Origin of the sequence: Zavarzinia sp. (assembly GCF_041650655.1) — a bacterium.
Lineage (GTDB): Bacteria > Pseudomonadota > Alphaproteobacteria > Zavarziniales > Zavarziniaceae > Zavarzinia.
In genome coordinates this window covers 1-14,364 of the sequence record NZ_JBAZKR010000038.1, presented here as the reverse complement: position 1 = coordinate 14,364, position 14,364 = coordinate 1, and the positions used below count along the sequence as shown (strand labels likewise).

At 66.3% G+C, this 14,364-nt stretch carries 14 protein-coding genes; all 14 read right to left on the bottom strand.

The features are described from left to right. Position 1: 1 nt before the first annotated feature. Entirely contained in the window at positions 2 to 415 is a 414-nt protein-coding gene (locus tag WC493_RS10645; RefSeq protein ID WP_373065383.1) for a RidA family protein, read from the bottom strand. An 8-nt stretch (positions 416 to 423) separates the two neighbouring features. Next, on the bottom strand, positions 424 to 927 hold the full coding sequence (locus WC493_RS10640; RefSeq protein WP_373065381.1) for a flavin reductase family protein: 504 nt from the start codon (positions 925 to 927) through the stop codon (positions 424 to 426). Beyond that, positions 927 to 2,456, bottom strand: coding sequence for a 4-hydroxyphenylacetate 3-hydroxylase family protein (locus tag WC493_RS10635; RefSeq protein ID WP_373065379.1), 1,530 nt, complete (start codon positions 2,454 to 2,456; stop codon positions 927 to 929). The genes WC493_RS10640 and WC493_RS10635 overlap by 1 nt, the downstream gene beginning before the upstream one ends. Positions 2,457 to 2,562: 106 nt before the next feature. Further along, positions 2,563 to 3,348 (bottom strand): phytanoyl-CoA dioxygenase family protein, encoded by a 786-nt coding sequence (locus tag WC493_RS10630; protein WP_373065377.1) that lies wholly within the window; start codon positions 3,346 to 3,348, stop codon positions 2,563 to 2,565. Between the two features lie 10 nt (positions 3,349 to 3,358). Then, positions 3,359 to 4,465, bottom strand: a complete 1,107-nt coding sequence (locus WC493_RS10625; RefSeq protein ID WP_373065375.1) for an aromatic ring-hydroxylating dioxygenase subunit alpha — start codon at positions 4,463 to 4,465, stop codon at positions 3,359 to 3,361. Further along, positions 4,462 to 5,277: an ABC transporter permease gene (locus WC493_RS10620; protein WP_373065373.1), complete on the bottom strand. Its 816-nt coding sequence runs from the start codon at positions 5,275 to 5,277 to the stop codon at positions 4,462 to 4,464. The genes WC493_RS10625 and WC493_RS10620 overlap by 4 nt, the downstream gene beginning before the upstream one ends. A 4-nt stretch (positions 5,278 to 5,281) precedes the next feature. After that, positions 5,282 to 6,508 (bottom strand): ABC transporter permease, encoded by a 1,227-nt coding sequence (locus WC493_RS10615; protein WP_373065371.1) that lies wholly within the window; start codon positions 6,506 to 6,508, stop codon positions 5,282 to 5,284. A gap of 22 nt (positions 6,509 to 6,530) precedes the next feature. Beyond that, the gene (locus WC493_RS10610) at positions 6,531 to 7,586 is read right to left on the bottom strand and encodes an ABC transporter substrate-binding protein (protein ID WP_373065369.1); all 1,056 of its coding nucleotides are present in this window, start codon (positions 7,584 to 7,586) and stop codon (positions 6,531 to 6,533) included. A gap of 46 nt (positions 7,587 to 7,632) precedes the next feature. Continuing rightward, entirely contained in the window at positions 7,633 to 8,721 is a 1,089-nt protein-coding gene (locus tag WC493_RS10605) for an ABC transporter ATP-binding protein (protein ID WP_373065367.1), read from the bottom strand. A gap of 140 nt (positions 8,722 to 8,861) precedes the next feature. Next, positions 8,862 to 10,004, bottom strand: coding sequence for an aromatic ring-hydroxylating dioxygenase subunit alpha (locus WC493_RS10600; protein ID WP_373065365.1), 1,143 nt, complete (start codon positions 10,002 to 10,004; stop codon positions 8,862 to 8,864). Between the two features lie 363 nt (positions 10,005 to 10,367). Next, entirely contained in the window at positions 10,368 to 11,393 is a 1,026-nt protein-coding gene (locus WC493_RS10595) for an NAD-dependent epimerase/dehydratase family protein (RefSeq protein WP_373065363.1), read from the bottom strand. A gap of 8 nt (positions 11,394 to 11,401) precedes the next feature. Continuing rightward, positions 11,402 to 12,076 carry a sterol desaturase family protein gene (locus WC493_RS10590; RefSeq protein WP_373065361.1) on the bottom strand — a complete coding sequence of 225 codons (675 nt, stop codon included), beginning with the start codon at positions 12,074 to 12,076 and terminating at the stop codon, positions 11,402 to 11,404. A 21-nt stretch (positions 12,077 to 12,097) separates the two neighbouring features. After that, a complete protein-coding gene (locus tag WC493_RS10585) occupies positions 12,098 to 13,684 on the bottom strand; it encodes an aldehyde dehydrogenase family protein (RefSeq protein WP_373065359.1) in 1,587 nt (528 codons plus the stop codon). Continuing rightward, positions 13,681 to 14,364 (bottom strand): GMC oxidoreductase (locus tag WC493_RS10580; RefSeq protein WP_373065357.1); only part of this gene is annotated, 684 nt, incomplete at its 5' end. The genes WC493_RS10585 and WC493_RS10580, both read right to left, overlap by 4 nt.

Below are 14,364 nucleotides of genomic sequence, written 5' to 3'. Positions count from 1 at the left end.
TTCACTCCGGGATGACGGCGGTGACGTCGATCTCGACCAGCCATTCCGGCCGGGCGAGGGCGGAGATGACGACGCCGGTCGAAACCGGGAAGACGCCCTTCAGCCATTTGCCGACCACGCGATAGACCGTCTCGCGGTAACGGGGATCGACCAGATAGATCACGATCTTGCAGATATGGCCGAGTTCGGAGCCGGCCTCGTCGAGCAGCATCTTGATGTTGGCCATGGCCTGTTCGGCCTGGGCCTCGACATCGCCGACGCCGACATTGGCCGAGGTGTCCAGGTCCTGGCCGATCTGGCCGCGCACGAAGACCATGGTGCCCTTGGCGACCACGACCTGGCAAAGGTCGTTGTCCAGCTTCTGCTCGGGATAGGTTTTGGCCGTGTTGAAGGTGCGGATGCGCTTGTGGAACATGGTCTCGCTCAGGGGTTCAGCGGCGCCGGGGCGCCATAATGCCGGTTCACATGGATCAGGGGCAGTTCCGTCGTGCCGTTGCGGACGGCGACGACATCGCCGAAGACGACCTTGTGGGTGCCCATCTCGACCACCTGCTTCACCCGGCAGTCGAAGACGGTGATCGCGTCGTCCAGCGCAGGCGCCCCGGTCTCGATGGTGCCCCAGTCGAAGGGGGCGAATTTGTCGCCGTCGGCGGTCTTGATGCGGCCGGCGAAGGTGTCGGAGACATGGGCCTGGCCGGCCCCCAACACGTTGACACAGAAGACGCCGTTGGCCGCGATCGCGGCGGCGGCGGGGCTCTTCTCATGGATGCAGACCAGGAGGCAAGGCCCCGGCGCATCGGCCGAGACCGAGGCCATGGCCGAAACCGTGACCCCGGCGCGGCCCGCCGCCCCGTCGGTGGTCACCACCGAGACGGTGCAGGCGGCCCGGCTCATTCCGTCGAGGAAGGCGCTGCGGCAGCCGTCCATCACTCGGCCGCCTTCTTGCCGACCGCGGCGGGATCGGTGTTGAACCACTGGCTGACCGCGGAATCGCCCGGCGTGCGGGTGGTCTGGCCCAGCACCTTGTCCGAAAGGCCGGCCGACTTGCGGACGAGGTCCAGGGGGCCGTCCCAGTCGAAATTGCGGTAGACCGCGGCCAGATGGGCGAAGGGCGGGCTCTGCGCGAAGAGCTGGAAGGTCAGCCGGTGGCCGGCATAGTCCGAATTCAGCAGGTCGCGGGCGAAGGCCAGGAGCTTGCGCCGGTCCTCGGCCACCCAGTCCTCGTTGATCGTGTAGTATTTCTCTAGCCACGGGCCGGATTCCGGATCGCGGAAGGCGGCGGCATCCGGCGTGATGCAGATCTGGCCGCCGCACAGTTCGCGGGCGATATGCATCATCTCGTGAAGCTGCGAACAGGCCAGCACCCGGCCGGTATAGAGCAGGGACTGGTTCGGCATCAGAAGGCCGCCCGGGCTCCGCTCGGCCAATGCGATGGCCGCGGTCAGATGGGCATTGATGCCCTCGCGGTAGACCGCGAGCTGAGCCAGCTTCTCCTGCACCGCCTGCTGCTTGTCGAGGCCGGTCTGGCGGGCGTTGAACAGGGCGGCGCCGATCATCAGGTCGGCCAGCTTCAGGTTGCGCTGGACGAAGGCGAAGGCCGAATAGCGGTGCAGGGTCGCCCGGATGAACATGGCCGCCTTGGTGTGGCGGTAGAACAGCACGTTCTCCCAGGGGATCAGGACATTGTCGAAGATCACCAGGGTGTCGACCTCGTCGAAACGGTTCGACAGGGGGTAATCCTCGGCCGGTGCCCGGCCGGCGAAACCGGTGCGGCAGATGTATTTGAGCCCGGGCGAGCCGAGGTCGCAGACGAAGCCGACGGCATAATCCGAATAGGCGGCATTGCCCCAATTGGCGATGGTCGGCTTGGTGAAGGCCTGGTTCGCGTAAGCCGCCGCGGTCTCGAACTTGGCGCCGCGCACCACGATGCCGGCATCCGTCTCCTTGACGACATGGAGCAGCATGTCCGGGTCCTGGTCCTGCGGCGGCTTGGAACGGTCGCCCTTGGGATCGGTATTGGCCGAGACATGGAACGGGTCGTGATGCACGACCTTGTGGATGTGGTTGCGGATGTTGACCGAGAACTGCGGGTCGACCTCGTTCAGCACGTCCTGGCCGTCGAACAGCGACCACATCTCGCCCACCGTCTCGTCGCCGACGCGGGTGACCACGCCGCCGATTTCTTCGAGCACGGTATCGGTGGCACGCCGCTTGTCCCACCAATCACTCTGCACGAGGGGCAGCTTGTTGCCGATCGCGCTGACCTCGTCGCCTTCGCGATAGGTCATGATATGCGCCTTCTCGGCATCGTGCTGCAGGTCGTAGATGCGGGCACGGATGTCGACCAGCGGCTTGAACATCGGATGCGTGGTGACGTCCTTCACCCGCTCGCCGTTGATGTGCACCTCGCGCCCGTCGCGGATCGAGTCCCTGTATTCTGCGCCGGTACGGATCATCGTCTCGCCTCTCGTTTCCGACTGTGTTCAGGCTTCCATCCTGGGCCTGGCAGTCGATGATGGAAAATATCGGTTTCGGAGCTTCGGCTTCAGGAAAGCGGAAGCGTCAGGCGATCACCGGGAAGAGATCGACGGGCAGCGCGTCGCCCGCCTTCAGCTTCCCCGCCAGTTCGGGATAGGGCGGCGAGGTTTCGCCGCCGCGATCGGCATAGACCGTGTCGTCGCCGAACCAGCGGCTGGAAAAAGCCCGCCGCCGCCCGGCCGAGAGATTGCCCGGCGCGCCATGCACGGTCATGAAGTTGAAGGCGATGCAGTCGCCCGGCTCGAGATCCCAGCCGAGGATGGTGTAATCCGCCCGGTTGCCGGAAATATCCGGCATTTCTTCGAGCCGGTCGGACTTGTGGTCGTAGGCGACGCCGTTGAAGCGGCGCGGCCGGAACAGCTTGCCCCATTTGTGGCTGCCGGCGACCAGTTCCAGGCAGATGTCGCGCGGCACCGGGTCGAGCGGGAGCCAGAAGCTCACCGTCTTCGGACCCTCGACGCAGTAATAGGGTTCGTCATGGTGCCAGGGGGTGGGCACGTCGGCGCCCGGTTCCTTGACCAGCAGATGCTCGTGGAAGATCCGCGCCACGCTCGACTTCATCAGGTCGCGGGCGATGGCGGCGGCCGGCCCCTGCTCGACGAAGGCGCGATATTCGGGAATGCGCGGCCAGTTGCAGTAGTCACCGAAGAAGCGGCCGCCGCCCTTGGTATAGTCGCGGTGCAGGGGGCCGGGTTCGGCCAGATTGCGTTCGACACCGGCGCGCAGCGGCTCGATCCAATCCTTGAACAACCCGCGCAGGATGACGGCGCCATCGGCCTCGTAGCGTTCGACGGTTTCCGGGCTCAGCATCGCACTCTCCTCAGGCCGTCAGCAGGCGGGCCATGTAATCGTAGAAATCGCGGATGGTGCCTTCGAGGTCGTCGGCGGCGAGCGGCCCCGGGCGGTAGAAGCGGGACTTCAGGCCGCGCTGCAGGGTTTCGAGCTTCACCCGGTCTTCGGCGTTGAAGTCGTCGGCGAATTTCACATGGGCGGCCAGGGCCTCGGCCGGGATCGTCTCGGCATGGCCGGCGATGCCCCAGCGGATGGCGACGTGATCGGTGTCGACCGGCCGCAGGCACAGATAGACCGTCAGATGCGGCATATAGGTGACGACGAAGGCGGGGAAGACGCTGAACAGGAAGCTGTAGCGCTGTTCGGCCGGCGTCAGGTCCGGATGGAAGGGCCGGCGCTGTTCGGATTCCGGCGTGTAATGCGCCTTGTAGGCCGAAAAGAAACCGTTGCCCGGCACCCGCTCGCAAAGCCCGGTCGGCGTCACCGGCTTCAGGGTCTGCGGATGGGTGGCGTCGAGGTGATAGCCCTCCATGAAATTCTCGGCCAGGCACTTCCAATTGGTGGCCCAGACTTCCTCGCGCTCGAAATAGAGGTGGCGCTCCTCGTTGTGATAGTTGCGGACCTGGGGCTCCAGCGCCGCCAGCCGCCCTTCGAGGGGAGAGGCCGAGCCGTCCAGATTGACGAAGATGAACTTCTGCCAGACGGTGCTGCGGATCCTGGGCAGGCTGCAGGCGGCGGCATCGAAATCCGCCACCTGTTCCATCAGGGGCGCGCGCACCAGGCGGCCGTCGCGGTCGTAACTCCAGGCGTGATAGGCGCAGACATGGAGGTTCCGCTTGCCGCGCCCCTCGGCCACGATATTGCCGCGGTGGCGGCAGACGTTGGAGAGCACGTTGACCTCGCCCGCGGCATTGCGCGTGACCAGCAGCGGCTCGCCCACCAGGTCGGTGGTGAAATAGTCGCCGGGCGTCTTCACCTCGTCGGCATGGCCGATGCAGATCCATTCGCGCCGGAAGACTTTCTCCTTCTCGATCTCCAGCAGGGCCGGATCGGTGTAGAAGGCGCCCGGCATGGCGTGGCTGCGCGCGATCTTGCCAGCCGCGAAGGCGTTCAGATGGTCCAGGATGGCGGTCATGAGGGGGTCCGTTCGGCCCCCGCGCGGAGCCGGTTCAGCGTGAGGAAAAGCGCGATCGCGAAGAGGATCAGCAAGGTTGCGACCGCCAGGATCGAGGGATCGATGCGGTCGCGGATGCCGGTCCACATCTGGCGCGGCACGGTGCGCTGGTCGGTGCCGCCGATGAACAGGATCACGATCACCTCGTCGAAGGAGGTGGCGAAGGCGAAGATCGCCCCGGTGGCGACGCCGGGCGTGATCAGGGGCAGGGTGATGCGGCGGAACACGGTCCAGGGATTGGCCCCCAGGCTGGCCGCCGCCCTGGTCAGGCTGCGATCGAAGGAGAGCAGGGTGGCGGTCACCGTGATCACCACGAAAGGCGTGCCCAGCGCCGTATGGGCCAGGATCACGCCCAGGTAATTGTCGATCAGGCCGAGGGGCGCGAAGACGAGATAGAGACCGACCGCGACCACCACGATCGGGATGATCATGGGCGAGATCAGCAAGGGCATCACGACCGAGCGGAAGGGGAATTCCGATCGTGCCAGGCCGAGGGCGGCGAGCGTGCCGAGGGCGGTCGCCAACAGGGTCGAGGCGGTGCCGATGATCAGGCTGTTGGCGAAGGCGTGGCGCCAGTCGGGGGCGGTGAACACCGCCTCGTACCAGCGCAGCGAAAAGCCTTCGAGCGGGTAGGAGAAATAGCTGCCCGAATTGAAGGACAGCGGCACGATCACCAGGATCGGCGCCATCAGGAAGACGACCACCAGGGTGGCGACCCAGCGCGTGCCGCGCGCCGCCAGCTTCTCGGTCGTCGTGACGTTATGCGTTGCCATGGCGTCAACCGAAGCGCAGCCGGTCGACCCCGACCAGGCGGTTGAAGATGAAATAGAAGACCAGGGTGAAGAGCACGAGATAGGCGGAGAGCGCGCCGGCCAGGCCCCAGTTGAGCTGCTGGTTGGTCTGGATCGCGATCAATTGGCTGATCATCTCGTCGCCGGCGCCGCCGAGCAGGGCGGGGGTGATGTAGTAGCCGATGGCCAGCACGAAGACGAGGAAGCAGCCGGCACCGACGCCGGGCAGCGTCTGCGGCAGGTAGATGCGCAGGAAGGCGACGGCCGGATGGGCGCCCAGGGACAGGGCGGCACGCATATAGACCGGCGAAATCCCCTTCATCACCGAATAGATCGCCAGGATCATGAAGGGCAGCAGGATATGGGTCATGCCGATCAGCACGCCGGTCCGGTTGAACACCAGGGCCAATGGTTCGCTGACGATGCCGAGGGAGAGGAGCAGGCTGTTGACGACGCCGCCCGGCTGCAACAGCACGTACCAGGCGGTGGTACGGACCAGGAGCGAGGTCCAGAACGGCACGATGACCAGGATCATCAGCCGTCCCGCCGGCTTGGGCGGCAGATTGGCCAGCAGCCAGGCGACCGGATAGCCGAGCAGGAGGCAGAGCAGGGTCACCACCGCGCTGATCCAGAAGGTGCGCGCGAAGGCGTCGACATAGACTGCCTCGCCCGCCGGGGCGGAGACCACGCCCCCTTCGGGGCCCACCTTGGCGTCGAGCCCGGCCAGCAGATAGTCCGGCGTCGGGTCGATCGCAGCCCGGCGCAGCACGTGCCAGACTTCGGGCTTCGACCAGCGCTCGTCCATCGCGGCGAGGGCCGCCATCCAATTGTCGGACGTCGCGGGCAGGCGGCGCGCGGTCTTCAGGAGCAGGCTGCGGAATTCGGGCAGGTCGAAATTGAGCCGGCGGGCCAGCGTGCCGAGCGTGCCTTCGGCCTGGGCTTTCGGCAGCTCGGCGGCGAGGGCGGCGGCGATCCGCTCATCCGGCAGGCCGGTGCCGTCCCAGCTCTTCAGGGCGGCGGCGAGGCCGGGCATGGCCTGGCCGAGTTCGGGATTCTGCACGCCCCGGGTCAGCAACAGCGCGATCGGTGCGATGAAGGTGACCAGCAGGAAGGCGAGCAGGGGCAAGGCGAGGGCGAAGGCCCGCCGGGCATCGCGCCGGCGGGCCCGGCGAAAGGCGCCGGCCCGGTCGTCTCTGTCAGTCGCGACTGTCATGTTCGTCCGGGCCGGCCGCGGTTCACTGCGCCAGCCAGGCGGTGAAGCGCTTGTTCAGGGCGTCGAAATTGTCGGTCCAGAACGGCACGTCGATCTGCACCGCATTGCCGAAGTTGGCCGGCGCCGTGGGCATGCCCTTCAGCGTCTCGGCGTCGATCAGATCGACCGCCTTCGTCCGCGGCGGGGCATAGGCGATGTATTTCGCGAGCTGCGACAGGATTTCCGGCTTGGCCTGGAAGGCGATGAATTTCTTCGCGGCGTCGCCGTTCTTGGCGCCGGTCGGAACACCCCACCATTCGAAGTCGTAGACCTGGCCGTCCCAGACGGTGACGAAGGGCTTGCCCTGTTCCTTGACCGCGTTGGAGATGCGGCCGTTGTAGGCCTGGGTCATGACGACGGCGCCGTCGGCCAGGAGCTGGGGCGCCTGGGCGCCGGCTTCCCACCAGACGATGTCCTTCTTGATGGTGTCGAGCTTCTTGAAGGCGCGGTCGACGCCTTCCGGCGTACCCAGCACCTTGTAGACCTCGGCGGCCGGCACGCCATCGGCCAGCAGGGCCCATTCGAGGGTCGCCTTCGGGCTCTTGCGCAGGCCGCGCTTGCCCGGGAAGGTCTTGGTGTCGAAGAAGTCGGCGATCGACTTCGGCGCCGTCGCCAGCTTGGTCGAGTCATAGGCGAAGACGGTCGACCACACCATGGTGGCGATCGCGCAGGGCGTGATCGAGCCCGGGATGAAGTCGCTGGTATCGCCCAGGGCCGAGAGGTCGAGCTTCTGCAGGAGCCCCTCGTCGCAGCCGGTGATGGCGTCGTTCGATTCGAGATCGATCAGGTCCCAGGTGGTGTTCTTCGCCTCGACCATGGCCGAGAGCTTGGCCAGGCCGCCGTCATAGGCTTCCTTGGCGAAGCCGACGCCGGTCTCCTTGGTGAAGGGCTCGAAATAGGCCTTGGTGGCGGCTGCCTCATAGGCGCCGCCGAAGGTGACGACCGAGATCGTCTCGGCCGCCCGCGCCGTGCCTGCCAGGCAGAGACCGGCGACCAGCGCCGCTCCCGCCACTTTGCCCGTGAACCGCTCGATCGTCATGGTCACTCTCTCCCGTCGTGGAACTCGATGGATAACGAAACGCGCCTCACGCCACCGGCGGCGGCGTGAGGATCTTGCAATCGGCCGGCCGCCAGCCGACCTCGACGGCGGTGCCTGCCGGGGGCAGGACATGGCCGTCGGTATTGGGGGCCTTGAGGACGAAATCACCGCCCGCGGCGAGGCGGACGAGCAGGCGGCGGTGGTCGCCGCAATAGGTGACGTCGGCGACCGTGCCGGGCAGGCGATTGAGCTCCGCCCCCGGGGGCGGCAGCAGGAAGGCCCGCTCGGGCCGGAGCGCCAGCACGGCCGGCGCGCCGGGGGCGAGGTCACGGCCGGTCTTGCCGCTGATCGCGACGCCGCCCACCTCCATCACCGCCCAATCGTCGGAGACATGGCGGACGGTGCCGGCGATCCCATTGTTCTCGCCGATGAAATTGGCGACGAAGGCGTTCTGCGGATCTTCGTAGAGCACGTCGGGCGCCGCGATCTGCTGGATGCGGCCGTCGAAGAACACCGCGACCCGGTCCGACATGGTCAGCGCCTCGCCCTGGTCGTGCGTCACATAGACGACCGTGAGGCCGAGCTCGTGGTGCAGGCGCTTGATCTCATATTGCATGGTCTCGCGGAGCCGCTTGTCGAGCGCGCCGAGCGGTTCGTCCATCAGGACGAGCGAGGGCTCGAAGACCAGCGCCCGGGCCAGCGCCACCCGCTGCTGCTGCCCGCCGGAGAGCTGGCCGGGCCGCCGGTTCGCGACCTGCGGCAGCTCGACCATGGCGAGGGCGCGGGCGACGCGGGTCTTCTGCTCCGCCTTGGGCACGCCGCGGACGGAGAGGGGGAAGGCGACATTCTCGGCGATGGTCAGATGGGGGAACAGGGCATAGTTCTGGAACACCATGCCGATGTTCCGCTTGTGCGGCGGCAGGTCGTTGAGCCGTTTGCCGTCGAGCGCGATCTCGCCCTCGGTCGGGGTCTCGAAACCGGCCAGCATCATCAGCGTGGTGGTCTTGCCGGAGCCGGACGGGCCGAGCAGGGAGACGAATTCGCCGCGGCCGATCTCGAGGTCGAGATTCTGCACCACGTTCTGGCGCCCGTCGTAAGTCTTGGCCACGCCGGTGAATGTAACGAATGGCTTCACTTGACCCACCACTTGCATCCGCCGCTCGCCGCGGCATCGGCCGCGCTGCAACGATCGTCCCCGGAGATCTGGAATTGAAAAAATATGCTTTTGCGCAGCCCTGGTTCGGCTTTTCCGAAACTGGCGGATTCCCTGGGATTTCAGCCGAGCCGGCCGGCGAGATAACGGGCGAAGTCGTAATTCGGCCGCTCCAGATGGCTCAGATGCCCCGGCCGGGCGAGGGGTGAACTGACGCCGCGGAAGACGGCCTCGACGCCGCGCCGGTCCTCGGCGTTCACCTCGTCCAGCAGGGTCTTCAACGTCGCCATATATTCGGGGCCGCGCGGATCGGCGACGAATTCGGGCGACAGGCCGCCGCCGAACAGGATGTGCACCCGGTCGACGCCCACGGGGCGCAGCACAAGATACCAGAAATAGCCCGGCGTCAGGGTGATCAGATGGGAGGGATAGAGGGCGAGCAGCGCCGTCGTCTTCCGCCAGTCGCCTTCGAGGCGGGTATTGTCGGGATGGGCGTTGCCGATCGCCAGCGAGGCTTCCTTGGTGATCCAATGGTAGTTGAAGGCCGGCAGGCCGGGCGGACATTCCATTTCTTCGAGCTTGGAATGCGGCCCGACGGTCGCCCGATGCAGCATGGGGAGGTGGTAGCTCTCCATGAAATTCTCGGCCAGGATCTTCCAGTTGGTGTTCCAGACATGCTCCTCGCGGAAGGTCTCGACATAGTCGGCCATGCCATAGCGGGCGATCATCGGTGTGAGGTCGGCGAACTGCTCGGCGACCGGCGGCAGGTCGGCGTCCAGCGTCGCATAGATCCAGCCTTCCCAGACTTCGGTGCGGACCTGCGGCAGGCGGTAGGCGTCCTTGCAGAAGCCGGACTGCCTTTCCATCATCGGCGCGCCGCGCAGCGAGCCGTCGAGCGAATAGGTCCAGGCGTGATAGGGGCAGACGATGGTGCGGACATTGCCCCGGCCCTCCAAGAGGGTCGACATCCGGTGCAGGCAGACGTTGGACATGCCGCGGATCTCGCCGTCCTTGTCGCGCAGCACCAGGATCGGCTGGCCGGCGATCTCGTCGGTCAGATAGTCGCCGGGCTTGGCCAGCGCGCTGGCCCGGCCGAGGCAGATCCACTGCCGGGCGAAGATCCGCGCCTGTTCGGCGGCCAGCACCTCGGCCGAGGTATAGACCGCCGGCGGCATCGCCCGTGCATCCTCGAACGGCTTTTCGACGGTCGCCTTCAGGGCGGCGACGGGATCGGCAACGGTCGGTTCGATACGCAGGGACGACATTTCGGCCTCTCTCACTGGTTCCGGAGAGAAGCCTAGGGCGCGCTCGGGCTTTTTCTCATTCGCATTTGACGAAGCAGTGCCGAGGCCTTTCCGAACTGCCGGGCCGGCTACGACCTTGCGGCCGGAAGTCGCCCCTCTGTCGTCATGCCCGGGCTCGACCCGGCGATCCACGCCTCTCCGCCCGGCTCGGTGTTCTCGTGGATGGCCGTGTCAAGCACGGCCATGACGATAGAGGATTGTTTTCCGGTCGATGCGCGGGGGCAAATCCCGCCCGCTTTCTGGCCTGCCACGGTGATCTTCAGCTCAACCGTATAGCCGTGGGACGAGCCCGGCCTTGACGATGCTACGGATTCAGGGGCCCCCTCACGCCACCTTGAGCGAGGGTTGCCGCTTCACGAGTTCCTGCACGGTGAGCCTGATCCCCTCGGCGAGGTCGACCTTGGGCGTCCAGCCGAGGTCGCGCTTCGCCTTGGCGATGTTGAAATAATGGTGCGTGACCATGTAGCGGACGGAAAAGCGGGTCAGGCCGTTCTCGGCATTCAGCGTGCCGCCCTTCAGCGTATCGATCGCCTCCGCCACGGCGGCGACGCCATAGGCGAGCCAGTAGGGCACCTTGCCCCGGATCGGCGGATAGCCGAGTTCGAGGATCAGCTTCTCGATGAAGTCGAAGAAGGCAATCGGCTCGCCATTGGTGATGAAATAGGCTTGGGCCGCGACGGGCGAGCCGGGCACCAGCCGCTCCTCGGCCGCGACCACGGCATCGACCAGGTTCGAGATATAGGTGAAGTCGGAGAGCTTGTCCCTGTTGCCCACGGCGCGGTTGAGCTTGCCCGCCTTGGCCTTGTCCAGGATCGCCGGGATGAAGCGGTTGTCGCCCGCGCCGAAGATGACATGGGGGCGGATCGCGCAGGTCAGCGTGCCGCCGGTGCCGTTGAAGGCGAGCGCCTTCCTCTCGGCCGCGATCTTGCTGTCGGCATAGGGGGCCTGGGAGATCGAGGAATAGGGCAGGCTCTCGTCCCCGTTCTCGATGTCGCCGCCCTCGTAGACCGCGCTGGCCGACGAGATATAGACGAGGCGCGGCACATGGTTCTTGGCGCAGGCGGCGAGGATGTTCTCCGTTCCCCCCAGGTTCACGGCCCAGACGTCCTCCACCCGGTTGTGCTTGGTATGAACGAGGGAGGCGTTGTGGATCACGCTGTCCATGCCGGCAAGCGCCGCATCGACCGCCGCGGCGTCGCGGATGTCGAGCTTGACGAAGCGGACGTCGGGCCTGAACGGCTTGTCGTTCATGTCGCCGCAGGTCACCTCGTAGCCGAGGTCGGCGAAGCGGTCCACCAGGGCCCGTCCGACGAAGCCCTGTCCCCCCGTGACGAATATCTTCTTCTTCATTGTCGGTCTCACTTGTCGGTGCCGAAGGCCTGGTCCCAGAAGGGGAAGATCGAGGCGTAGTTGTAGTTCATGCGGAAGTGATGGGTGTCGTGCTTCGTCGTCCAGAAGTTGTAGAGACGGAAGGCCGGGTGCGGGAAAACGAAGTTCGTGTGCACCAGCACGTTGATCACCGAATAGACGAAGAAGACGATCAGGAAGCTCGTCTGCGACACCGGCCCCAGGGCCCACATGGCGAGGAGGAGGAGCGCCAGGCCGGCGAAATTCTCCGCCGGGTGGAGATAGATGCTCTCCGGCGCGGTCGGGAAGCGGATCAGGTGGTGTGTCCGGTGGACATATTTCAGCACCAGCCTGGCGTGCATGAAGCGGTGCAGGAAGTAATACATGAAATCATAGAGCAGCAGGACGCCCAGCGTCTCACCGACGAAGCCGGCCACGGTGGGAAAGCCCCGGTAGATCATCTTCTCGCCGAAGAAATAGAAGAAGCCGATCATCAGCACGGTCGAGAACAGACCGTTCAGGCTGACGTTGATCCACTTCCGCAGGGGCGGGATCTGCGGGCTCTTCGGAATGCGGATCCGGTATTGGTCGAAGCGCCGGTTGTTCGACATCCAGTTGAAGACGGCCATGATCAGGCCGTTCACGCCCAGCGTGACGCCCCAGACGATGAAGAAAGTCGTGTCCATCGGGAATGCCTCTCGGAACGGTCAACGCATCAGGGCGAACAGGGCGCGCAACTTGGCGCCGATGCCGCGGGCGAACAGGAGACGGATGGTGTTTCGCGCCTTGGCATAGTCGCCCGGCTTCACGGGATAGAGCTTGGGCGGGATCGAGCGGGGCAGGCGGTCGCTCAGTACCGCCTTGGCGTTGGTATAGGCGCGTAACCCGTCGCGCCCGTTCATGCGCCCGAAGCCCGAATATTTGACCCCGCCGAAGGGCAGGTCCTGATTGAGGTAGCAGAGGCCGAAATCATTGATGCAGGTGGCCCCGGCGTCGAGGGCGGCCGCGATCCGTTCCGCCCGCGCGCGGTCCTTGGAAAAGACCGAGGAATGCAGGCCGAAGTCGATGCCGTTGGCGATCGCGATCGCCTCGGCGTCGTCCTTCGCCCGCATGATCAGGGCGACCGGGCCGAAGACCTCTTCCCGGGCGATGCGCATCTCCGGCGTCACGTCGACCAGCACGGTGGGCGGGTAGAAATGGCCGGGACCATCGGGCAGCTTGCCGCCGGTCAGGGCGCGGGCGCCGTGAGCGAGGGCATCGCTCACCAGTTCGTCGATGACGCGGATCTGCTGGCGCGTGTTGATCGCGCCGACGTCGAGCGTGCCGGGCGCTTGCGGCACGCCCTGGCGAAGGGCGGCAGCGCGGGCGCCGAATTCCTTGACGAAGCGGTCGTAGATGCCGTCGAGCACGATCAGCCGTTCGGAGGCGATGCAATTCTGGCCCAGGTTGATGAAACAGCCGCCCAGCGCCGAATGGACCACGTGGTCGAGGTCGGCATCCTCGCAGACGATCATCGGGTCCTTGCCGCCCAGTTCCATCACCACCGGGGTCAGGTGCTCGGCGCTGCCCTCGATGATACGCCGGCCGTTGCCGACCGAGCCGATGAAGAGGATCTTCTGCACCCGGGCGCGCACCAGGGCGGCGCCGGTCTCGCCGAAGCCGTTGGCGATCTGCACCAGGTCGGCCGGCTGGCCGGCGCGGGCCAGTGCCTCGTCGATGATCTTCTGGAAGAAGATCGTGGACCAGGCGACCGCCTCGGATGCCTTGATCACCACCGCATTGCCCGCCATCAAGGGCGCCACGAAGGAGCCGAAGATGTTCTGGAACGGATAGTTCCAAGGCACGATGCAGGCGACGACGCCGAGCGGCCGATACTCGATGCGTCCCTTCTTGTGCAGCAGGATGCCGGACGGCACGCGCTCCGGCTTGAGGAATTTCTCGCCGTTCCTGATCACCCAGCGGATCTTGTTACAGACCGGCATGACCTCGCCGAGCAGGGCGTTCTCGAAGGTCTTGCCGCTGTCCTCGACCACCGCGGCGCAGATCTCGTCCATCCGCTCGAGCACGACGTCGAGCAGGTGGTTCAGCACCGCGCGGCGGGTGGCGAAACTGCTCCGGCCCCAGGCCACTTGCGCCTGCCGGGCGCGCTCGACCACGGCGCGGACATCGTCCGGGCTCGCCACGGATACTTCGCCGAGGGATTCGCCGGTCGCCGGATTGATGCAATGGATCACGCTCGCCGAAGAACGCGGGCCGGTGTTCGCCGCGGCCTGGGGGAGGGGGACGATATTCATGCCGGTTCTCCTGCGACGGCGCGGCGCTGTGGGACGAAAGACGTCTCTTCCTGCCGGTCGGCCAGGATGAAGTCGGCGGCACGCCAGGCGATCATCATGCTCGGCGCATTGAGGGCTGAGACCGGGATTTCCGGCACGGCGGAAGCATCGGCGACCCGGACATTGGCGAGGCCCTTGACCCGAAGCCGGTCGTCCAGCGGGCTGCCGGCGTCGTCGCCCATGCGGCAGGAACCGCAGAAATGGAAGGTCGTCATGGTGGCGCCATGGATCCATTTCCACAGCGCCTTTTCCGAGACCGGCTTGGCCCCGGCGGAGAGCGGGCGGACACCGGCGGCGGCTAGCGACGGTTTGGCGGCGATCGAGCGGGCGCGGGCGATGCCGGCGCGCAGCACGGCGCGGTCTTCCTCGGTCGCGTAATAGGCCGGATCGATCCGGGGCGGCACCGCGGGGTCGGCCGAGGTGAGGTGGATCGCGCCGCGCGAACTCGGCTTGCCCAGGATCACCACGATGCCGAAGATCGAGCCGACGAAACGGCGGAGCGGCGGCAGCTTGAAGGCGAGGTCGACCAGGCCGCGGATCAGCCGGCGCAGGGCTTTGATGCCGTAGAGCCGCCCGGGCAGGGCCAGCACGGGCACCATGCGCTGCATCGACTGCTGAAGCGAGGCGGGGGCGGCGTAGCA